General features: G+C 67.7%; 18 protein-coding genes and 1 pseudogene. 5 read left to right on the top strand and 14 right to left on the bottom strand.

Going from position 1 to position 20,315, the window contains the following annotated elements:
* Positions 1-18: 18 nt before the first annotated feature.
* Positions 19-306: a hypothetical protein gene (locus tag G4D85_RS27520; RefSeq protein WP_164016974.1), complete on the top strand. Its 288-nt coding sequence runs from the start codon at positions 19-21 to the stop codon at positions 304-306.
* 83 nt (positions 307-389) lie between these two features.
* Complete coding sequence (locus G4D85_RS27515) at positions 390-1,268, top strand: NHL repeat-containing protein (RefSeq protein WP_164016973.1); 879 nt, start codon at positions 390-392, stop codon at positions 1,266-1,268.
* Positions 1,269-1,329: 61 nt separating this feature from the next.
* Here the strand turns inward: G4D85_RS27515 and G4D85_RS27510 are convergent, their stop codons facing one another.
* The 3 genes from G4D85_RS27510 to G4D85_RS27500 all read right to left on the bottom strand — a co-directional run bounded on the left by G4D85_RS27510 (position 1,330) and on the right by G4D85_RS27500 (position 3,101).
* On the bottom strand, positions 1,330-1,917 hold the full coding sequence (locus G4D85_RS27510) for a hypothetical protein (RefSeq protein ID WP_164016972.1): 588 nt from the start codon (positions 1,915-1,917) through the stop codon (positions 1,330-1,332).
* A 13-nt stretch (positions 1,918-1,930) separates the two neighbouring features.
* A complete protein-coding gene (locus G4D85_RS27505) occupies positions 1,931-2,539 on the bottom strand; it encodes a hypothetical protein (protein WP_164016971.1) in 609 nt (202 codons plus the stop codon).
* A gap of 76 nt (positions 2,540-2,615) precedes the next feature.
* The gene (locus tag G4D85_RS27500; RefSeq protein ID WP_164016970.1) at positions 2,616-3,101 is read right to left on the bottom strand and encodes a nucleic acid/nucleotide deaminase domain-containing protein; all 486 of its coding nucleotides are present in this window, start codon (positions 3,099-3,101) and stop codon (positions 2,616-2,618) included.
* A 116-nt stretch (positions 3,102-3,217) separates the two neighbouring features.
* Between G4D85_RS27500 and G4D85_RS27495 the strand changes: the two genes are divergently transcribed.
* Positions 3,218-3,844, top strand: coding sequence for a methyltransferase domain-containing protein (locus G4D85_RS27495; protein WP_164016969.1), 627 nt, complete (start codon positions 3,218-3,220; stop codon positions 3,842-3,844).
* Positions 3,845-3,949: 105 nt separating this feature from the next.
* Here G4D85_RS27495 and G4D85_RS27490 read toward each other — a convergent pair whose 3' ends face one another.
* The 3 genes from G4D85_RS27490 to G4D85_RS27480 form a co-directional block, all read right to left on the bottom strand.
* Positions 3,950-5,047 carry a M35 family metallo-endopeptidase gene (locus G4D85_RS27490; RefSeq protein ID WP_164016968.1) on the bottom strand — a complete coding sequence of 366 codons (1,098 nt, stop codon included), beginning with the start codon at positions 5,045-5,047 and terminating at the stop codon, positions 3,950-3,952.
* A gap of 613 nt (positions 5,048-5,660) precedes the next feature.
* Positions 5,661-6,176 carry a hypothetical protein gene (locus G4D85_RS49695; protein WP_240359521.1) on the bottom strand — a complete coding sequence of 172 codons (516 nt, stop codon included), beginning with the start codon at positions 6,174-6,176 and terminating at the stop codon, positions 5,661-5,663.
* Positions 6,177-7,257: 1,081 nt separating this feature from the next.
* A complete protein-coding gene (locus G4D85_RS27480) occupies positions 7,258-10,668 on the bottom strand; it encodes an RCC1 domain-containing protein (RefSeq protein WP_240359520.1) in 3,411 nt (1,136 codons plus the stop codon).
* A 1,120-nt stretch (positions 10,669-11,788) separates the two neighbouring features.
* Between G4D85_RS27480 and G4D85_RS27475 the strand changes: the two genes are divergently transcribed.
* Entirely contained in the window at positions 11,789-12,136 is a 348-nt protein-coding gene (locus tag G4D85_RS27475) for a phage antirepressor KilAC domain-containing protein (protein WP_164016966.1), read from the top strand.
* Between the two features lie 50 nt (positions 12,137-12,186).
* On the opposite strand, the gene G4D85_RS27470 is transcribed toward G4D85_RS27475, so the two are convergent.
* The 8 genes and pseudogenes from G4D85_RS27470 to G4D85_RS27435 form a co-directional block, all read right to left on the bottom strand.
* Positions 12,187-12,813 carry a hypothetical protein gene (locus G4D85_RS27470; RefSeq protein ID WP_164016965.1) on the bottom strand — a complete coding sequence of 209 codons (627 nt, stop codon included), beginning with the start codon at positions 12,811-12,813 and terminating at the stop codon, positions 12,187-12,189.
* Positions 12,810-13,712 (bottom strand): DUF6731 family protein, encoded by a 903-nt coding sequence (locus G4D85_RS27465; protein ID WP_164016964.1) that lies wholly within the window; start codon positions 13,710-13,712, stop codon positions 12,810-12,812. The genes G4D85_RS27470 and G4D85_RS27465 overlap by 4 nt, the downstream gene beginning before the upstream one ends.
* A gap of 176 nt (positions 13,713-13,888) precedes the next feature.
* Positions 13,889-14,065: a hypothetical protein gene (locus tag G4D85_RS27460; protein WP_205525732.1), complete on the bottom strand. Its 177-nt coding sequence runs from the start codon at positions 14,063-14,065 to the stop codon at positions 13,889-13,891.
* 560 nt (positions 14,066-14,625) lie between these two features.
* Positions 14,626-14,925 carry a hypothetical protein gene (locus tag G4D85_RS27455; RefSeq protein WP_205525731.1) on the bottom strand — a complete coding sequence of 100 codons (300 nt, stop codon included), beginning with the start codon at positions 14,923-14,925 and terminating at the stop codon, positions 14,626-14,628.
* Positions 14,922-15,950, bottom strand: a complete 1,029-nt coding sequence (locus G4D85_RS27450; RefSeq protein WP_164016962.1) for a hypothetical protein — start codon at positions 15,948-15,950, stop codon at positions 14,922-14,924. Before G4D85_RS27450 ends, G4D85_RS27455 begins: the two co-directional genes overlap by 4 nt.
* A 60-nt stretch (positions 15,951-16,010) precedes the next feature.
* Positions 16,011-17,150, bottom strand: coding sequence for a PDDEXK nuclease domain-containing protein (locus G4D85_RS27445; protein WP_205525730.1), 1,140 nt, complete (start codon positions 17,148-17,150; stop codon positions 16,011-16,013).
* Between the two features lie 213 nt (positions 17,151-17,363).
* Positions 17,364-17,543: pseudogene (locus G4D85_RS27440) on the bottom strand (transposase); the annotation flags it as partial.
* A 166-nt stretch (positions 17,544-17,709) separates the two neighbouring features.
* Positions 17,710-18,852: an acyl-CoA dehydrogenase family protein gene (locus tag G4D85_RS27435; RefSeq protein WP_164016960.1), complete on the bottom strand. Its 1,143-nt coding sequence runs from the start codon at positions 18,850-18,852 to the stop codon at positions 17,710-17,712.
* Positions 18,853-19,209: 357 nt separating this feature from the next.
* Between G4D85_RS27435 and G4D85_RS27430 the strand changes: the two genes are divergently transcribed.
* Positions 19,210-20,292 carry an efflux RND transporter periplasmic adaptor subunit gene (locus tag G4D85_RS27430; RefSeq protein ID WP_240359535.1) on the top strand — a complete coding sequence of 361 codons (1,083 nt, stop codon included), beginning with the start codon at positions 19,210-19,212 and terminating at the stop codon, positions 20,290-20,292.
* Positions 20,293-20,315 lie beyond the last annotated feature (23 nt).

The following is a 20,315-nucleotide window of genomic DNA, read 5'->3' as shown; positions in this document are numbered from 1 at the left end:
TCGCTCTTGGAGGTGGCCATGCCCGGCTGCGCGCACTGCGGACGCCCGCTCGACATCATCGCCAACCAGGTGGGGAGGCGCGACACCTGTCCCGGCTGTGATGAGGACGTGCGCTCGTGCCGCAACTGCCGGCACTTCGACCCCGGCGTGGCCAAGGAGTGCAAGGAGCCCTTCGCCGAGGTGCCCAAGGACAAGGACGGCGCCAACTTCTGCGAGCTGTTCCAGATTGGCGAGGGCGGCATCCACGAAAAGGAGAGCCGCGACTCCCTGCTGAGCGCCGCGGAGGACCTGTTCCGGAAGAAGTAGGTCCCTGCGGCCCCAGCTCGCCCCGAAAAAATCAATAATGACGCATCTTTCTAGTGTTGACGTCCTGACACTACTCTCCGGGTATGCACCTGGAACGGCGTCACTTTCTGCGGCTCTCGGCGGTGGGAGCCGCCTCGTTCATCCTGCCCGTCGCGAGCACCGGCTGCTCCGGCTCGCAGGGGCTGACGGCCCTCCAGGTGGGAGGGCGGGACGCGCTCCTGTACTTCGACGCACAGGGGAGCGTCCTGGAGCTGCGACCGCGTGAGCACCAGGTGCTCGTCCGTGACGTGGCGGGCGCGGAGGTGGCGAAGCTGGGAGGGTTTGGCCGTGGGGCCCGGGAGCTCAACGGCCCGGCGGCGCTGGCGCTCGGCACGGAGGGACGCGTGTACGTCGTGGACCGGGGCAACCACCGCGTCCAGGTCTACACCCGTGACGGCGCGCACGTGGGCCAGGTGGGCCGCGCGGGCAAGGAGGACGGGCGGCTCCTCTACCCCGCGGGGGCGTGCGTGGATGCTCGGGGGCGGCTGCTGGTCGCGGACTCGCTGAACCACCGCGTGCAGGTGTTCTCCGCCGAGGGCGACTGGCTGGGCACGTTCGGCGTGGGCGAGCTGCAACTGCCGCGCGCCCTCGCCGTGGGTCCGGACGGGCGCATCCATGTCGTCGACTCCGGCCACGCGCGCGTCGCTGTCTATGACGCGAATGGGCGCGGCGTGGGCAGCTATGGCCACTATGGCCACGAGGGCGCGGGAATGCGGTGGCCGCGCGCGCTCACCGTGGACGCGGCCGGCACGGCGTACGTGGCGGATGCCACCTGCAACGCGGTGCACGTGTTCGACGCGGACGGCGGCTTCGTCGAGCGGCTCCCGCTCCAGCGCGAGAGCGGCCCCGCCTCGGCCGTTCACCTCGCGCTGTCACCCGCGGGGGAGCTGAAGGTCGCGGGGCGCGCGGGAAGGCCGGACTGATTCACCCGGCCCGCCGGGCTCCCGGCGTGGCACGGCTGCGCACGTGAGCCCGGCGTTCCCTCTACCGCGATGCCAGCTTCGGATACTTCGCCAGGCGCGCGTGGATGCGGCCACACGCGTGACACTGGTACACGTTGAAGCTGATGCAGGGCTCACGGCCCGCGCGCACGTCCTCCAGCGCACCCATCCAGAGCCCGGAGTAGCGCAGGTCATCCAGGGCCTCGGCGGAGAGCGGCAGGTGGCTCCGCTCCCAGTCCGCCAGCTCTCCCGCGGTGGGGTTGACCAGCGTCAGCACGACAAGCCGTTGGCAGCACACGGGCCACCACGTGGGCGCGAACTCCGCACCCACTTCGCGCGTGGTGCTCAGCCGCTCCTGCTGCGCTTCCAGGGGGCCCTCGGGAGGGACAGGCGCTGCCGGGTCGACAGGCGCTACGGGTGCGCGTGCGAACAGCTCCGGCGTCACGGGGACGGCCAGACTGCCCTCCTCGCCGATTCCGACGAGCTCCGTCTCACGCAGGTTCTCGAGGGCGAAGCGCGACCACTGGCGACGCTGCCTCCAGACGCGGTCCGCCACCCAGGCATGCGGTGAGGGCTCGTCGAACTCGGGTTCGGTGACGACGTACGGGGCCTCGGCCTTCGGGTCCGTCATGGGGCGCGCTCTCTCAGCGAATGGGCCCCGGGCCGACCGCCACAGCCGACCCGAAGAACGGGAGGACGCTCGAGAAGTTCTTCGGCGTCGGGGTGATGACGGTGGGGCCCGCCTCGCCCCACTGCGTGATTCCGTGCGGCAGCAGCCGCCGCAGGTCATACCGCTGACCGTCGAATTCGAACTCCGTGGTCCACACCAGTCGGGCGGTAAAGACGTTGAGCGAGAGCGCCCGCTGCGTGGCGGGCACACCGCTGAACGCGCCGCCCGCGACGACGCTGGCCCTGCGGAACGTGGCGATGCGCAGGCCGTCGGAGAACGACTCCGGGTCGTCGAAGGACGCGCCCACGTGCTTCTCGCGCTTGAGGTACAGGCTGAAGTCGCCCACCGCGTCGAGGCTCAGCGACAGGTCCCCATTGGTGACCTTCCTGGCGGTGAAGGGCTCGGACCTGAACGTGAGCCGCGCCGTCGCCTCGCTCGGGTTCTTCGGGTCCGTGAAGAGCGCGCCGTCCAGCCCTTCCAGGTGGAGGAAGTAGCCCAGGTCCTGAGACGTCGTCCCGTCCAGCGACGCGTAGAACCGGCCCGTCACGTACCACACCACGCTCGCGGCCATCAGCGGTGTCATCAGGTCCCCTCACCTCTCCGCGACACGTCGGCGCGGAGGAATCCAGCCCGACACGGGCCGGGAGCCCGAACGTACGTCAGAAATGCCTCGCTTCCTGCTTGAGCAGGTCGATGGAGTGCGAGCGGGTGGACTTGCTCGCATGGTCGCTGCCCGCCGGGTACGGGAACGAGTAATAGACGGGCGTGGCCGCGCCGTGCTCGCCATGGTCCGTCAGGAAGTTCTCCATGGTCGCCCGGCAGTTGCGCATGCCGCTGCCCGCGCCGCAGCACTGCAGCTCGGTGTAGACGAACTCCACCGTCTTGCCCGCCGCTTCCATGGCGTAGCAGTCGATGAGCACCTGCTCCGCGTGCTTCGCGTAGCCCAGGCCGATGCCGGCCACCATGGAGGACTCACTCATCTGCGCCATCCAGGTCCCGTCCGTGAACTTCAGATACGCCACGCACCGGCCACCCATGGACATGTTACCGAACAGGCCTGGAAAGTTGCTGAGGGTCTCGCGGTAGTTCGTCGCGGGCTCCGCGCGCGGGTCGCTGTACGCAACCGCGATTTCGTTGAGTGCCATGAGGTGTGCTCGTTTCGTCTCGCCGGGCGCCAGTGCCCGGCCCCAAGTTAATTGAACGGGCGCGCTCCCGGATAGCCGGGGGGCACGAGCGCCAACGCTCCGGTTATTGTCGGGCCATGGCCGCCATGGAACCCGAAGCCCTCCGGGCCGCTGTCCGTCGCGGCAGCCTTCGCGGCCCGGCGCTCGCGGCGCTGCTGGAGTCGCTCCCGGTGTTCGAACGCGATGCCTGGGTGGAGCGCCTGCTCGGCATCGACACCGTGCCACTCACGCCCCACACGAGGCACGGGGAGCTCATCGGCCACCATGCGAGCGGAGTGGGCGCCCTGCTCCAGCTCCTCCGTGACGTGCCCGTCCGCGCGACGGATGTGTTCGTCGACCTCGGCTCCGGGCTCGGCAAGGCCACACTGCTCACGCATCTGTTGACGGGGGCCACCGTGGTGGGCCTGGAGCACGAGCCCGCACTGGTCGACGCCGCGCGACAGCGGGCCACGGACCTGGGCCTCACGGGCGTCACGTATGTCCTCGGGGACGCGCGCGCGTCCGTGCCGGAGGGAACAGTCTACTACCTCTACCTTCCCTTCACTGGCGCGGCGCTCGAGGCCGCCATGGCACGACTGGAAGCGGCATCCCGTGGGCGCGAGGTGGTCGTCTGCACCCTCGGGCTGGACCTCGCGCGCTGGCCCTGGCTCCGCGCGCGAGAGTCCTCCGACTTCTGGACCTGCATCTACGACCGCGAGCCCTAAGTCCCCGCCCGTGCACAGCGGTACGCGCGCGCGGGAGGCACCGCACCAAAGAGAAGGGACGGGAGCGTCGCCGCCCCCGTCCCTGAGTCACTGCTCGCCGTCAGCTCACTGGAGGAACGGCGTGTTCTCCGCGAAGTACTCGTGGTTGTCGGCGTTCCCCAGGGCCTGCGTCGGGTTGGAGATGGCCAGCGACTTCGCGCCGCTCTGGCCGTAGACATGGTCGTCCGTGCCCGCCACCACGTTGAAGTGGCTCAGCTCGTGGATGAGCGTGCCACCCTTGGAGTCGGTGCCCGTCATCGGCGCGGACCAGAAGGCCTTGCAGACGTAGATCTTGTACGGCTGCGCCGGGTACACGTAGGCGTAGTAGGTCTTCTTGCAGCCGCAGTCGATGGTGATGGGCCTGGTGTCGAGCGCGTCCTTGATGGCCACGAAGTGCGTCTTCGCGGTGTTCCAGCCGCTCGACGAGAAGGCGCCGAACCAGGTGGTGTAGCGCGGCGTGCCCGAAGCCGTGCCGTTGAGGTACGCCGCCGAGTTGTTCGCCATGTTGGTGGCGGCGTTCAGCGCCTCGAGGGCGGTGGCCTGCTGCGTGGTGGTGCACTTGGTGTACATCACGGCGCCCAGCGACACCGTGCCACCCGGCGCGGCTGAGGCCTCGCGGAGGGCGCTCTCACGGCCCTCCACCCACAGCTCCACGTCGTTGGAGCGGAACGCGGAGACCTGGCCGCCATGCAGCTCGGCCGCGTAGCGCACGCGGTAGGTGCCCGTGCGTGACAGGTCGTAGAAGGAGGACAGCGACACCGTGCGCGTCAGGCTCTCACCCGGAGCCAGCGTGAGGTAGTCGCCCGCGCCCGGCGCCGGGCGCTTGTAGTGCGGGCCCTCGAAGGCGACCGCCTGCCCATCCACCGTCACGTCGAACAGCGCCTCCTCCACGTCCTCCGCCGGCGTGTGCCACTTGAGCAGCCGCGCCGTGCGGCTCCCCTCGTTGCGCAGGGTGACGGAGATGAGGACGTCCTCACGCGCGCTGAGCGCGGCCTTCGGCACCGACAGGCTCACGGAGATGTTGCCCGCCTCGGCCGTGTCGGCCGCCACCTGCGCGTCGCCCGCGGGGACGGTGTCTTCGGGACCGGCACAGGCACCCAGCAGGGACGCACCGACCAGCCACCCGGCCAGCCAGCGGGAGGGAACGCGAAGTTGCTTGCTCATATAGGGCTTCCTTGTGTGACGAGGATGCCCGGTAGCGGCGGGGACGCGGCCGGGGTGGGCCGTCTACAGCAAGCCTCGCGCCAACTTCAGACCTGTGAGGGAACGCGGGGTTGGCGAGGCTGCCTCGTCACACTGGAGCACCGCTGCTCCAGGCCCGACGCAAAGAAACCTTGCAAACGCACCCGTGCAGAGAGGAATCCCCAGCAGAACCCAGGACTTGCATGGGGGCCGGGGTGACCTGGAACAGATCAGCCGCCCGTCCCACGAATGCAACGCGAGGCGGGAGGCACGGCCTCGCGCGGCCCCGCCTCCCGGAGCCACGCCCGCGCGTGGCCCCGGATATGCCCCGGAACACGCACACTCCGCGCAGCGCGCTGCTTCCTCCGCACCTTCGCAGCGCCAGCAGGGGCCTCGGCGGGCGGTGTTCGCCCTGCAGCGGCGGAGGGCACGGCGGCAGGGTCCGTGGGGTGGGCAGGTCGGGGCCGTGTCGTGCATCCCATTCTTCGGCTCCGCCTTGCAGGTAAGGCCGCACTTGCACTCGCTGGTACCGGACGGTGTCTTCGAGCCGGGGGAGGGCGGCGTGCGCTTCACTTCTGACATCGTCGAGCGGGGCCTACTCCTGATGGATGTCGATCCAGATTTCGTTCGACACGAACGTGTCGAGCACGGCCTGGGCTCGGTATCGGCCCTTCCCGCGCGGAAGGTCGAAGAACGCCAGGTCCGCGTCGAAGGTCGTCCCCACTTCCGTGGTGTCCTCCGTCGCGGCGAGTAGCTCAGGCGTCAGCGGAGGGACCCTGGAAGGCTCCAGGTACGCAGGACTGATGTTCATCCCTCGCGGCTGATCGAGCGCGGAGAACGTGTTCTCCCAGCGCCTGCCTCCGTCTTCCTGGGTGACGATGAGCCGGAGCCGCTCGGTGGCGCCGTGGAGCACGCCGGGGAGCGTGACGTGCGCGGTGACCATGTCCACGGGGCCCACCCACTCCGCGTGCCGTTTTGGGGCGGGCAGATGCAAGACCGCGGGGCCTTGAAGCTGGAGCTGGAAGACGTCCGTTCCGCGCACCGTGAAGGCCCTGGGAGCCTCGCTGGGCGGGGTGCGGTACCAGACGACTCCCGCGACCAGGAGAATCACCAACACACCCGCGAGTACCCAGAGCATTCGCATCAGGCTAGCAGAGCGTCAGAGTTCGGCCGAAGCGTTCAGGAGCGTCAGTCCCCGAGCTTCGCCTACGTATAGGCGGACTTGGCGGCCACTTTCACCTCGGCGGCCGGTAGCCGCTCTGTGCGCCCCCTCGGACGCTGGCGGGCCGTGGCCCTCGAGGGGGCGCACGGCCCCCCGCCGCCTGCCTGCGCGCGCACTCCTTGCCTGTCGGGCGGCCTCTGTGGCCCTGCCGGTGCCGCTGAAACCGAGGTGTCGGGGGGGCTCTGCCATTCAGCGCAGCCACTCCCCTTGGGGCGGGCCTCGTGCAGAGGCCAGGGGCAAGGGGACGGTGGGCAACCCCAGGTGCCTCAACACCTCCTTGACACCGGGGCCTTTGAGCACCGCCAGTACCGTCCGGCGCCCGCCGCAGCCAGGACAGGTGAAGACGTCGAAGTCGAAACTGCGCTTCAGCGGCGTCGCCCAGTCCAACCGCGCGGCGCGCTGCTTCCTCCGCACCTCCGCAGCGCCAGCAGGGGCCTCAGCAGCTTCTGGAGCGACTTCACCTCCTCGTCCAACTCCCGGGCTCGCTCATGAGCCTCTGCTGTCTTCTCCCAGACCTCCTCCTACTTGGCATCGGCCTGGAGCGACAGGCCGTACTCCGTGGCGGCCTCCTTCCACTCCATTCTGCTCGCATGCTCGAGGCCCTTGGTCCGGTGGAGTTCCGCTGACTCGAGCCGCGACGCGCTATCCGTCGAACTCGCAGCAGAGAAGGAAGAAGAGGAAGTACTGCTCCCTGCGGGACCGGGGGTGCCCGGTGAGGCACAGGCGGCGAGCACCAAGAGTGGCAGCAAGAGGCGCGAGTTCACAAGCGTGCGAGGTTCCAGGACGCAGCCGGAGAATGCAACCTGCTTGAGGATGTGCTGTGGGTTCGATCCCCGCCGCTGCGCATAGGACGAATAGGAGGCCTGTTGGGGTGCGGGCTGGAGCAGAGGGGCCGAGGAGGACCACTGACGGGTGCGGTGGCCCGAGTACGAGTAGTTGAGGTCGCCCCTGTCGCTCCCGGTGAACAACATCAGTTCAGCAGGGAGCGAACGGGACTGGTCGCGAACAACATGGGTCCCCCATTGCCCAACTGCCCATCGGAGTTGGAGCCCCAGGACGTCATCGTGCCATCGCCGTGCACCACCAACCCGAAGGGTTGCGAGAGATAGGCATTGCCAGCGGTTACGGCCTGGGCTCCACCCAGTCCTGACACCTGCACGGGCACGGAGCTGTAATGAATGGCGGTGCCATTCCCCAATGCACCATATGCATTGTTGCCCCAGGCCCACACAGTCCCGTCATAGCGCACCGCCACGGAGTGCTTGGCGCCCGCGGCCACGGAGACGATTCCGCTCAGCCCGGACACCTGCACGGGCGGGGAAGTATGGATCGTGCTGGCGATTCCCACCTCACCCACGTGGTTGAAGCCCCAGGCCCATACGGTGCCGTCATAGCGCATCGCCAGGGAGTGGGCCTGACCCGCAGACACGGCAACGACATCGCCCAGCCCCAACACCTGCACCGGCAGCGTGCGAAGGGTGGTGGTGCCATCTCCCAACTGGGCCACGGCGTTGCGTCCCCAGCCCCACACGGTGCCGTCGTAGTGCAGCGCCAGCGAGTATCCCTCTCCTGCGGACACGGCCACGATGCCGCTCAACCCGGGGACCTGCACCGGTGTGGTCCGGGGGCTCGTCGTCCCGTCTCCCAGTTGGCCGTCCGCGTTCTTGCCCCAAGACCACACGGTGCCGTCGTAGCGCACCGCCAGCGAGTGGTATTCCCCGGCATCCAGCGCCACAATTCCACTCACTCCCGGCACCTGGACCGCGGAGGTCCGGCTGCTCGTACCAATGCCCAACTGGCCATGGGCGTTGTTGCCCCAGGACCACACGGTGCCGTCGTAGAGCAGCGCCACCGAGTGGTATCCCCCTGCGGACACGGACCCCACATTGCTCAACCCCGGCACCGGCACCGGAAGGGAGCGGCTGCCCGTGGCGCCATTCCCCAACTGCCCGAAGGTGTTGTAGCCCCAGGCCCACAACGTGCCGTCGGAATGCAGCGCCAGCGAGTGGAACGCCCCCGCGGACGCAGCGAGGACCCCGGACAGGCCCGACACCGGCCCCGCCGTCGCGGGAATGTTCGAGACGCCATCCCCGCGCTGGCCCTGGGTGTTGGATCCCCATGCACTCAGGGTTCCATCGGAGCGCAGCGCCAGTGAGTGGTATCCGCCTGCGGCGACGACGACCATTCCGCTCGGTGTCGCAACCTGTGTGGGATTGGCGAGCCCCAGCCGGGTTCCATTCCCCAACTGGCCTTTGGCGTTCTGGCCCCAGGACCAAACGGAGCCGTCGGAGCGCACCGCCAGCGAATGGAACGCTCCCGCGGACACGGCGGCGACCCCGGACAGTCCCGACACCTGCGTGGGAAAGGAACGGGTGAGTCCACTCGACCCGTTCTCCACTGTCTGGAAATAGAAGGTCGAGCCCCAATGCCATACCGTCCCGTCGGAACGCACGGCCAGGGAGTGGTAGCCGCCCGCAGATGCCGACTTGACCCCGCTCAACCCCGCGACCTGGCCTGGGATGAGGCGGCTGTTCGAGGTGCCGTCCCCCAGTTGTCGAGAGGTATTGGATCCCCACGCCCACACGGTCCCGTCCGAGCGCACCGCCAGGGAGTGCGCATGGCCCGCAGCCACGGCGACGATTCCGCCCAGCCCCGACAGCCGGACGGGCACGGCGCTGTTGAGCGTCGAACCGGTGCCCAGTTGGCCCTCGGAGTTGGAACCCCAGGCCCACACCGTGCCATCAGAATGCAGCGCCAGTGAGTGGTTGCCCCCCGAGGCATAGGACGAGCCCGCAGCTACCGCCACGATTCCATTCAGCCCCTGCACCTGAAGTGGTGTTGAGCGGCCGGTCGTCGTGCCGTTGCCCAACTGGCCTGCGCTGTTGTTGCCCCAGGCCCACACGGTGCCGTCGGAGCGCAGGGCCAGCGAGTGGTTTGCCCCAGCGGCCACGGCGGTGATTCCGCTCAGGCTAGACACCTGCACCGGCGAGGCGCTGCTTATCGTGGTGCCATTGCCCAACTGGCCAGAGGCGTTGTACCCCGCCGCCCAGACGGTGCCATCCGGGCGCACCAACAGGGAATGATCCGCGCCCGCCGCGATGCAGGCCGCGCTGACGCAGGGGTGCGGGCGGTTGAGGAACTCCTCGTTCACGCTCTTGCGGTGCGGCAGGAAGACGGTCAACAGCGCCGGGGAGAGCCTGAAGCGGATGCCGTCCGGGCCGCTCTCCGTGAACTCGCTGGTGTGGGTGAAGCCCAGCGACCGGGGCCACGTCTGCGGGGTGCCCACGTTGGCGCTGTTGCTGAGCTCGTGACAGCCAGCGCACGAAAGGGCCTTGGCGCGCTGGACGATCTGCTCCGGGGTGAGCGGACTGCCAAGGCGGGTGAGCTCCGCCTGGATGGCGACCTTGAGCGTGCCGCCCGTGCCGAACTGGCTATTGTAGTTGTTCTCCGAACCCTGCGCAAGGCTCTGCCCGCCGTTGAAGCGGTCCGGCACCTCGTAGTTGAAGCGATTGATGTCCGGCGTGGCCAGCATCGCGACCTGTCCCGGCAGGAAGGCCCGGAAGTCCGCCGTCAACGGGTGCGTGGAGGATGGGCTGAACAGGCCACCGAACGGGTTCACCTTGTCCGTGACGATGACGGCCTTGAGCTCGGTACAGCTGGTGGGGTCGCAGGTCTTGCGCAGCTTGAACTCACGCAGCAGCCAGTTGCCCCCCATGAACATGTTGACGCGGAGCTGCCCCGTCCCCCGGGCGATGTCCGCACCATAGTTGTTGAGGTGCACCACGGGCGAGAACCCAGGCAAGCCCTGGAAGTAGAACTTCTTCAGGGCGGCGGCGCGCGAGGCCAGGTCATTGTTGGTCGACAATCCCTGCCAGAACCTCGCCACCGGCAGACAGCCTTCCAGACCCAGGGCGGGATTGGGATTGGGCAGCGCTGCCTCGAAGATGATGAAGTTGCGATTCCCTCCGTTGGTCACCCCCGAGCGCTTCGCGAAGACGATGCGGTACTCCCCGCACTCAGAGCCATCCACCGGCGCCAGGTCGAAGCGGTTGAAGAGCCCCACCGCCATGTAGGCATTGCCCGAGTTCGGATCCGTGAAGGGATCCGTCTGCGCTTGCGCCCCCTCGCCCGGGCGACACTCGTAGCGATAGCCGTTGAAGACAGGTTGATTGTTGGAATCCACTTGGTCGTTGCAGTGCCCTCCCAGTCCGAGCCCCGGCCCCGGGTTCTGGGTGTCCCAGAGCTGGCGGAAGAGCTGGAGGCTGGTGAGGCCCGGGACGCCTCCTTGCGCCACGAGCTGATCCATCACCTCCTTCAGCGTGAAGTTTTGGACGATGTCCTGCTCCGTCACGGCCAGCGAGCGCCGGATGTCCAGGGCCACCAGTGGATTGAGCGTCGTCGTCCCGGGCGCGTGGAATTGCAGGCCAATCCCTCGACGTTCGGAATGGAGTAACGCGCCCTTCGTGGTCGTAGGAGATGCCAGCTCAATCCTCGCCTCAGATTCCAACGGGGCCAAGTCGGATTCAGCGGGCGGAACAGAACAGCCCGCGAGCAAGGCGAGCGCGAGCGCCCACTTCCGGTGGTGAAAGGTTCTTCGCATGGATGGGTCTCCGGTCCTGGAGCGGAAAAGCCATGCGGAAGAATTCCGAGGGCTGCCAGGGATGCGCTCCGGGTGAGTCGCACGCAAAGCGTAGCAGGCAAGTATTTCTCGTATTGTCCTCCCCCGGTGCGACGGGTCATTCATTGAGAGACAGTCGGATCCATGTCGCCGACGACGAGGTGGGGCCCCCATCTCACCGAAATCGCCGGTACCCAGGGACCCGCCCGGTGATTTCGGCCCGGTTCTCCGCCCGAGCCGACAGCGCGCCGAAGCCGCAGGGCCGTGTTCCGTCCGTGGTGGCGGCGGTTCCGAGGTGCACTGCGCCTCCTCGGTGAGGGCCGTGGTGGGCTCCAAGTCGTTCGCTACGCAGTTCCTCGGCTCCGGGGCGGGGGCCTACAGCCCCCGAGCCCCCAGTGGCTCCCGATCGGCCCGCACGTGATGCTGCGCGGCCCGTTCCGGAGCTTGTAGCGGCTGATCGTGCGGGAGAGGAAGCTGAACAGGCGCTCCGGTCTCTGGCCTTCTCTATGCCCGGCTCGGTCTCATCGAACGGTCACGCGGGGTTGGTCCCCTGGTCCCCGGTGATTCCGGTGGAAGTTGTCCCCTTTCTGGTCGGTGGTGACAGATCCACGTCGCGCACATCTCCGCGAGGCGGTGGGAGTCCGCACCCAGGGGAGGGGAATTCGTCCGGAACTCCGGGATCCTCGTCCCATGCACTCGTCTCAGGTGTTTGCCCTCTCCGTTCCGCTCATGCTCTGCGGGTTCTCGGGCGTGGCCTCGGCCCAACGTATAGGCGGACTTGGCGGCCACTTTCACCTCGGCGGCCGGTAGCCGCTCTGTGCGCCCCCTCGGACGCTGGCGGGCCGTGGCCCTCGAACAACCAACCTGGTGTCTTAACAATCCGGTGCGGTACATCGCGCAGCAGCCCGCGGTGGAGTTCGTGGACCGCTACGCGAGCGCCGAGTCGTGCCTGTCGTTGCGCGACTCCGCGAAGCGCCTGCGCATTCCTCCGATGACGCTCAACCGATCACTGGTGGAGGACCGCGTCCTCTTCCGGAACCCGCGCAAGGTGTTGGAGCCCTACGCCGACTTCATCCAGCGCGGGCTCTTCGTCTTCCCTCCTCACCTCGTTCCGGTGAAGAAGCCGGAGGGCGAGGTGATGAAGGACTTCTCCCAGACACGCGTGACGACGGCGGGCGTCGTGTGGCTCGGGGAACGCTACGCCCACCTTTCGGCGCCGCTGCCGCACTGAGCAGCGTCCGGGGCCGCTGTACGGCAAGTACAACGGCCCAGCGGTCATCATCACGGCGGGTTGTTCCCCTGGTTGGGCTCCTTCCGCGGCGGCGCGATGACGGCGGCAGGCGTCGAGGGGTGATGGTGCTCGGTGGGTACGAGCGTCGAGATGTCGCGAGGACTGAGCAGGATGAAGAAGACGTCAATGACGCGATAGCAAGAGAGTCCTGCCGTGATGACCAGGAAGAGCCATGCGAAGACGACGAGTTCCCACACCAACGTCGAGTGGTTGAGCGCCTTCTCCAGGAAGACGGTGACAAGGCTCCAGGTAGCCAAGGCAAAGGCCGCTCGAATGGCCTTCAGGATGAAGCGGAGTAGCCCCTCGTACAGGCCACTCCCACGCATCTTCGTGACGGCAGGACTCCCTTGAATGGAGAGTAGCACCGTCTTCGCAGTTGCCAGGAAGCCAATGGCGATGGCTCCAATATCCATCGTCGAGGAGAAGAGCTGGCCCAGGTCATTTGGAAGCTTCCACTCGGGATACCTCCAGCGAGCCACGGCCGCACTCGCAGTCACAAGCACGCCGATTGCGCTGGGGTACACCCGCTCCCAGATGATGGCGGCTTTTTTCCGCTTGGACGGCTGTGTCGGCTGTGTCGGCTGTATCGAAGAAGCCGGGGTGCTTTGCGTCGTCATGTAGTCACTCTGGGGCCATAGACGCTTCGAAGTTCCTGCTCCATGGCTTCGTAGGCCCCTTTAACGAGGGGACGCCGCACAGTATAGGGGACGTATCTGTCGTCCCATTCGTACCGCAGATAGGAGACCATTCGTTGGGAGAGCAGGTCGATAACTGGCGCCTCGACATCCTCACCAGTAGGTCCTCCTACCCGCAGCTTGCGGATTGCGTTTTTTCCGTGCTCTTCCTCGGCGAGGACTCGCAAGAGGCCACTGAGGATGTTGTCCACGAAGCCGCGTCCGATTGCGCCTCCGCGAGTCCTCCCCATTCCCATCGAAAGGGTGACTCGAGTAGCCCCCGACTCTGCCTGCGCCCTCGCCAGCGCCTTCAACGTGTCCATGCCGTGGAACACGTCCGTCGGAACCGGAGCAACCTCTACCTCGAAGGTCTTCACCTCAGTCAGGCGCGTCATCTGCCGGATTGGGTCGTTGTTCAGCACGACTTCCAATCCGAACGCTTCTGACCCGTTGGCGAGGAAACGACGGAAGTACTTCGCGAAAGCACCGGCGGAGACCCCGCCATGAACTTTCTGAAGTGCCAAGATGTTCAGCTGCGAGTCGTAGATAAAGGCCGTTTCCTCACCGATGAGTTCATCGTCCGCGAGCCCAAGGTCGGTTGCCCCTTGCTCGTCCATGCGGTACTTGCCTGGGTGGTAGTCCTCGCGCAGGCGAATCATCTCCCCTTCGTAATACCGGCCACTCGCAATGAGTGTCTCCAGTCGATAAGGGACGGCGCTGACTTCGATAGAGCGTATGGCGGTTGAGAAACCGAACACGCCGGTCAGAAGGTCTTCGAAGTTCTGACCGTGAGGCATGTTCACACGATAGAAATGAACTGTCATCCGACGCGCCGTCGCCATCCTGCGATTCCCCCGTGGTTCGTTCGAAGAGTGGGCGCGGAGCGTGTGATCGGCTGGTGCGCGAAATCAAGCAGCTACGAATGAGTCTTCGGCCACCCTGGCTTTCGCATTGCGCGTCCTCGTTAAGATGGGTGGAAGGCGCCCCCCTCTTTGGGAGTATCGACACGGGCTCTGCGCTACCGTCGTTGAACCTCCGGCGCGACGAACTCCGCAGCCTTCGGGGCCCACGGGCGCAGGTAGTCGGCCAGGGCCTCCTTATTGAGGACGTTGCCCTCCGCGTCTCGAAGGACGTAGCCATCGGGCGTCGAGTCAACGGAGAGGTGAGTCCCGGGCGTCAACACGAGGGTATCCACGCGGTCCCATCCGATGGACTTGGCCCCCGCGAGCCGGTGCCGCCCCGACAATGCCAGGAAGTGGAACTTCTTGTTCGGCGACGGCACCGCGACGAGGGGACGACGTATACGTAACGCATAGGCGGAATTGGCGACGACGTATAGGCGGACTTGGCGGCCACTTTCACCTCGGCGGCTGGTAGCCGCTCTGTGCGCCCCCTCGGACGCTGGCGGGCCGTGGCCCTCGAGGGGGTGCGCGGCCCCCCGCCGCCTGCCTGCGCGCGCACTCCTTGCCTGTCGGGCGGCCTCTGTGGCCCAGCCGGTGCCGCTGAAACCGAGGTGTCGGGGGGCCTCTACCCTTCAGCGCAGCCACTCCCCTTGGGACGGGCCTCGTGCAGAGGCCAGGGGCAAGGGGACGGTGGGCAACCCCAGGTGCCTCAACACCTCCTTGACGCCGGGGCCTTTCAGCACCGCCACGACCCTCCGGCGCCCGCCGCAGCCAGGACAGGTGAAGACGTCGAAGTCGAAACCGCGCTTCCGCAGCGTCGCCTGGTCCCACCGCGCAGCGCGCTGCTTCCTCCTCACCTCCGCAGCGCCAGCAGGGGCCTCAGCTCCGCGATGGCGTTGCTCACGGCGGTGCCAATGGCGCCCGACGAGCTGTCGACGTGCTCGAGTGCCGGCGAGACGCGCTCGAGGAACGCGATGGCGCCTTCGGCGGCGACTGCCGGGTCCTTCTTTGCGACCTTCTTGACCTCGGCGACGGCCTGCTTGACGCGCGTGAGCGCCGGCTGCGACTTCCAGCCGAACGCGTGACGGCGGAACCGCGCCTTGAACTCCCACGGGTGGGCTACGGCCGGCGGCGTGGGTCGCTTCGCGCTCATGAGGCTCCCAGTGCTCGGTCGAGCTCGGCGCGGAGCGCCGGGAAACGCCGGTGCTCGGCCCTGAGCGCCGCGACCCAATGCGCCGTCTCCGGCGACGGCTCACACCCCACGCAGGCCGCGACGAGCTCGGCCGCGTGCGCATAGTAGCGGCGCCGCTTCTGCTCGGTGACTCCGGTCAGCCGGCGCTCCGCGGCCTTTCGCATGGCGGCGAGCACGGCGCGCCGAGCCGTGGCCTCCGGGATGCCGTCGATGCCAGCCTGTCGGAGGAGCTCATCGGCCTCGGGCGCGGCGAGGCGGGAGTCCTCGTCGTCGGCCGTCATCAACGCGAGCTCCTCGAGGTCCATCCCGCGGTGCGCCAGCAGCTCGCTGCCTGGCGGTGTCAGCCCCCGCTCTTCGCCGAGGAGGCGTGCGAACAGCGGGAACAGCAGATGCCCGGGATGCTCGCCGTCGGACCACCCGAGCCCCGCGGCCGTCGCGAGCGGCTTCGCGGCCGATTCGAAGTCGCCCTGCAGCAAGTGCAGGAACGCGCGCTGCCGGGACGCCTGCTTCGGGCACGCTTCGAGCGCTTGCGCTGTACGCTTCCGCAGCGCCGCCTTGCCGCTCGCCGAACCGAGCCAGCGGCGAAGCCGCAGCATGCTCGGACCGGCGCGCCACGCACGCTCAAGCCACGCGGGGAGGTCGCCGCGACCGAGCTTCTGCGCAGCGAGCGCGGCGCCGTCCAGTAGCTCAGCTCGCGCGGACTCCTTCTCGGCGACGAGTCCGGCCGCCTCGTCGAACGCCGAGAGCGCGGCCTTCCAATTGCCGGCGTCGACCAGGCTCCGGCACCACGCGCGCAGATCTTCGGCGCGCCTCGTCGATCTCGCGACCTTCGCCAGGCCCGCGGAACCCTCCAGCCGCTGGACGACCTCGCGCAGCCATCGGTGCTCCTCGGTGTCCCAGTCGCGGGTGCGCTCGTCAGAGGGCTTGCACGCGATGAGCGCCCGCCACCGTGGGAGGAAGTCCTCGATCCCTGGAAGCGGCTCCACGGCCGCGCGCTCCAGCTTCCCTCCTTGCCGAGATGCGACCCACAACGCGTGAGTGGATGGTCATGGCCCCCTCGGTGAGCGTTTCAGAGTTGGGTTCGATGCGCGGACCTCCTTGTCCGGCGAGAGCTGCGCGTACAACTCGTGGAGCTTCGCGCGGAGCAGTTCCTTCGGAGGCAGGAACGTCTGGTACTCGGCCACGAGCGTGGGCGACGTCGTACGGGCGAGCGCGTACTCGACGACCTCGTCGTCCTTCGTCGCGCAGAGCAGCACGCCGATGGAAAGACGCTCATGCGGCTTCTTCACGTCGCGGTCGAGAGCCTCGACGTAGAACGAGAGCTGACCGAGATCGGCGGGCTTGAACTTGTCGACCTTCAGCTCGAAGGCGACGAGGCACTGCAGCCCGCGGTGGAAGAAGACGAGGTCGATCGCGAAGTCTTGATTGCCGACCTGCACCGGGTGCTGCGAGCCCACGAAGCAGAAGTCACGACCGAGTTCGGCGAGGAAGCGGCCGAGGTTTCGGAGCAGAGCGCCGTGGAGGTCGGCTTCCGAGTGTTCGGCAGCGAGGCCGAGGAACTCGACGTTGTAGGCGTTCTTGAACTCGTCGATTGCCGTCGGGTGAATTTGTCCTACCGCTGGTGAGACCCTCTTCGTGGCGTGCACCTCTCGAAGGACGGCGCCCGACCGGATCTGTCGCTCGAGCGCGCGCTTCGACCAGCGCTCCTTGATGGCGGCAAGGATGTAGAACTCCCGCGTCTCGACGGGCTTCGCCTGGCTGAGGATGATGAGATGGTGGGTCCAGGGCAATTGTCTCACCAGTGGTGAGACTTTTCGGTTCGAGCGGTACGCCTCGTAGAACTGGCGCATCCGAAAGAGGTTCGGGCGCGTGTAGCCCCGGACGCCGGGGTAGCGCCTCGCGAGATCGGCGGCGAGCTCCTCGACGACGCCGTCGCCCCATTCGGCGCTCGCGATCTTCCGGCTGATGTACTCGCCGAGCTCCCAGTAGTGGGCGACGAGCTCCGTGTTCACGGCTTGGTACGCCCGTCGTCGAGCCGCCTCGATGAGCGCGATGACCTCGGCGAACCGCGTGTCCCCGCCGTCCACGAGCGCCCGCTTTGCACGAGGCACGGCAAGCGCCGTCGCCTTGGTGGCGGTGGGCTTCGCGCGAGCGACGCGCTTCTTCGGGGAGGTCTTCGTGGTCATGCGGAGAGCGCACATGTTCCGGCGAGGCTCACGATTTCACAAGCGAATCTGCCGGGCCGATTTCGTGTCCCGTTTCGGCGGGGAGGACCGCATTTCCCTCTCACACCCCGAAAGGACACGTCCATGCCCAGACCCCGCACCACCTTCACCATGGTGGCGATCCGGTGGACCCCAGCAACATCATCCCCGTAGAGCCGGGCGTGCACACCGTCTTCACCAGGGCTCAGGCACCACCCGGGGCCGCAGCGCCGCGCCCGGGGCAAAGAGGCCATGGAAGCGGACAAGGTTGCTGCCGGGCGGAGGTACCAGCGCGGCCAGACGCCGCAGGAAGGCGTCCACCGGCAGCACCAGGTGCCTGGTGCCGTCCGGCAGCGGCCGCTTCATGCGGTAGGAGAGGTACCCCCGCCCGCACGGCCCCGACTCCTGCCCCCCACCCCCACCACCGCCCCTCCCCCCGACGCCTACCCGGAAGGACGCTACCGGGCGAGGCCGACAGAGAGGGCTTCAAGGGCGAGCTGGGCCTGGACCGTTCACGCCTCAGGCTCCTGCTGCAGTAGTACTAGAAGCCGTACAGCTTGGAGAGAATCTCCTTCATCACCTCGGACGTGCCTCCGCCGATGGTGATGAGGCGCACGTCCCGCCACATGCGGGCGATGGGCGTCTCCTCGATGTAGCCCATGCCGCCGAAGAACTGCTGGCAGTCGTAGGCCACGCGCTGGGCCAGGTCTCCGGCGAACAGCTTCGCCATGGAGATCTCCTTCACCGCGGGGACCTCCTTCCGGTCGAACACGTCCACCGCGTGGTAGGTGAGCCGCTTCGCCGCTTCGATGCCCGTCAGGTGCTCCACGAACTTGTGGCGCCACACCTGGAACTTCATCAGCGGCCGGCCGAACGCCTCGCGCTCGTTGCCGTAGCGGATGGAGTCCTCCACCATCCGCTCCATGCCGGCCACCGTGGTGATGGCCCCCACCAGGCGCTCGCCCTGGAAGTTGGTCATGATGGAGTAGAAGCCCTCGTTCTCCTCGCCCAGCACGTAGCGGGCGGGGATGCGGCAGTCCTCGAAGTAGAGGATGGCCGTGTCCGAGGACAGGTTGCCCACCTTGTCCAGCTTCTTGGAGACGCCGAAGCCCTTCACGTCCGTGGGGAACGTCACCAGCGAGATTCCGCCGTAGCCCTCTCCGCCGGTGCGCACGGCCAGGGTGATGAAGTCCGCCCGGGTGCCGTTGGTGATCCACATCTTCGAGCCGTTGATGACGTAGTCATCCCCGTCCCGGCGCGCCGTCGTCTTGATGCTGGCCACGTCCGAGCCACAGCCCGGCTCGCTCACGCCCAGCGCGGCGATCTTCTCGCCCTTGAGCGCGGGCTCGAGGAACTCGCGCTTCTGCTCGTCCGTGCCGACCTCGTTGATGATGGGCGTGGCCATCTGGCTCTGCACCAGCAGCGCCATGTTGACGCCCGCGTTGTAGCTGCGCGCCAGCTCCTCCGCGAAGGCCGTCACGTACCAGTAGTCCAGCCCGCTGCCGCCGTACTTCGGGTCGTGGTTGATGCCCAGGAAGCCCAGCTCGCCGCACTTCTTGAACAGCTCGCGCGGGAAGATGCCGGCCCTGTCCCACTCCAGACCGTGGGGCGTCATCTCCTTCTCGACGAAGGCCCGCACTGACTTACGGAAGGCCTCGTGCTCCTCGGTGAACGGGTTGGGCATGCGCTCCTCACTTGGGGGAAAGGCGGGGGAAAGGATTGATTCTTGAATCAATAACAGGCGCTCCCGAAGGCCACAAGCGCCGCGACTGTCCCACCCCGGACCTGCTTTCCCCCTCTGAGAAGGCGCCTCGAAGGGGCCGTGCACGCTCCCTTGCTCTTCTGCCTGGCGAACGTTAGAGCGGCGCGTTAAACACCCCCCGGTAGAAGATAGTCCGCGTTACGGAGTATCTTCTTGACAGACAGTATAGGGAATGTAGTTTCCGCCCCGCAGACTTTCCAAAAGCAGAAGCCGGAAGGGCCCTACCCGCGAGGTTCGGGGCCGCTGACCGGCAGGAGCAGGACGACCGTGATTCGACGCATGTGGATGGCCGCGGTACTGGCGACGGTGGTGACGACGGGCTGCGCCAAGGGCAGCGACAAGCCGCCCCTTCCGGCGGAGCAGGGCCCGGCGGCGCTGGGTGTGAAGGCGATTACCCCGGCGACGGAGCTGAGCGCCAACGTCACGCGCGTGACGGGTCAGGTGCGCTCCAAGCAGGAGGCCACGCTGAGCGCGCAGGCCACCGGCACCATCGCGAAGATGCACGTGAAGGTGGGCGACAAGGTGAAGAAGGGCCAGTCGCTGGCGGTGCTCGACACCTCCAACGTCGCCATCGGCGTGGAGCAGGCGCGCGCGGTGAAGGCCGCCGCGGACGCGACGCTGCAGCTGGCCACGTCCAACCTGGAGCGCGTGCGCAAGGTCGCCGAGGGCGGCGGCGTGGCCGCGGCCAGCCTGGACCAGGCGGAGATCGGCCAGAAGCAGGCTGCCGCTCAGGCCGCCCAGGCCGGCGCCGCGGTGAAGATGGCGGAGGAGAACCTCCGGGACATGGCCATCATCGCCCCCTTCGACGGCGTCATCACCGCGCGCACGAAGAACATCGGCGACACGGTGGCGATGATGCCGCCCACGCCCGTCTTCACCCTGGTGGACACGACGGGCCTGGAGGTGCGCGCGCTGGTGCCGGAGTCCGTGGTGGACAAGGTGAAGCAGGGCTCGCGCACGCAGGGCACGGTGAGCCCCAGCGGCATGCGCTTCGAGGTGCAGGTGGCCACGGTGGGCGCGGTGGTGGACGCCACCAACCGCACCGTGGAGGTGCTGGCGGACGTGGTGGGCGAGACGGCCTCGCCGCTGCGCCCCGGCGCCCTGGTGGAGCTGGACTTCTCCTCCGCGGGTGAGTCCGACGACAAGGGCGTCTTCCTGCCTGCCCAGGCGGTCAACGCCAAGGGCCAGCAGGGCTTCGTGTGGGTGGTGCAGGACGGCACGGTGCGCAAGCGCGACGTGCGCGTCGAGCGCGTGCTGCCCGGTTATGTCCGTGTGCTCCAGGGACTGGCGGCTGAAGAGCGCGTGCTCGCCGACTCCTCCCTGGACGTGAAGGAGGGCACGGCCGTCCGCGTGGTGCAGTGACGCCTGCCCTCCCCTCTCTTGAC

The sequence above is a fragment of the Pyxidicoccus trucidator genome (assembly GCF_010894435.1).
Lineage (GTDB): Bacteria > Myxococcota > Myxococcia > Myxococcales > Myxococcaceae > Myxococcus > Myxococcus trucidator.
This window is presented reverse-complemented; position numbering and strand designations above follow the sequence as displayed.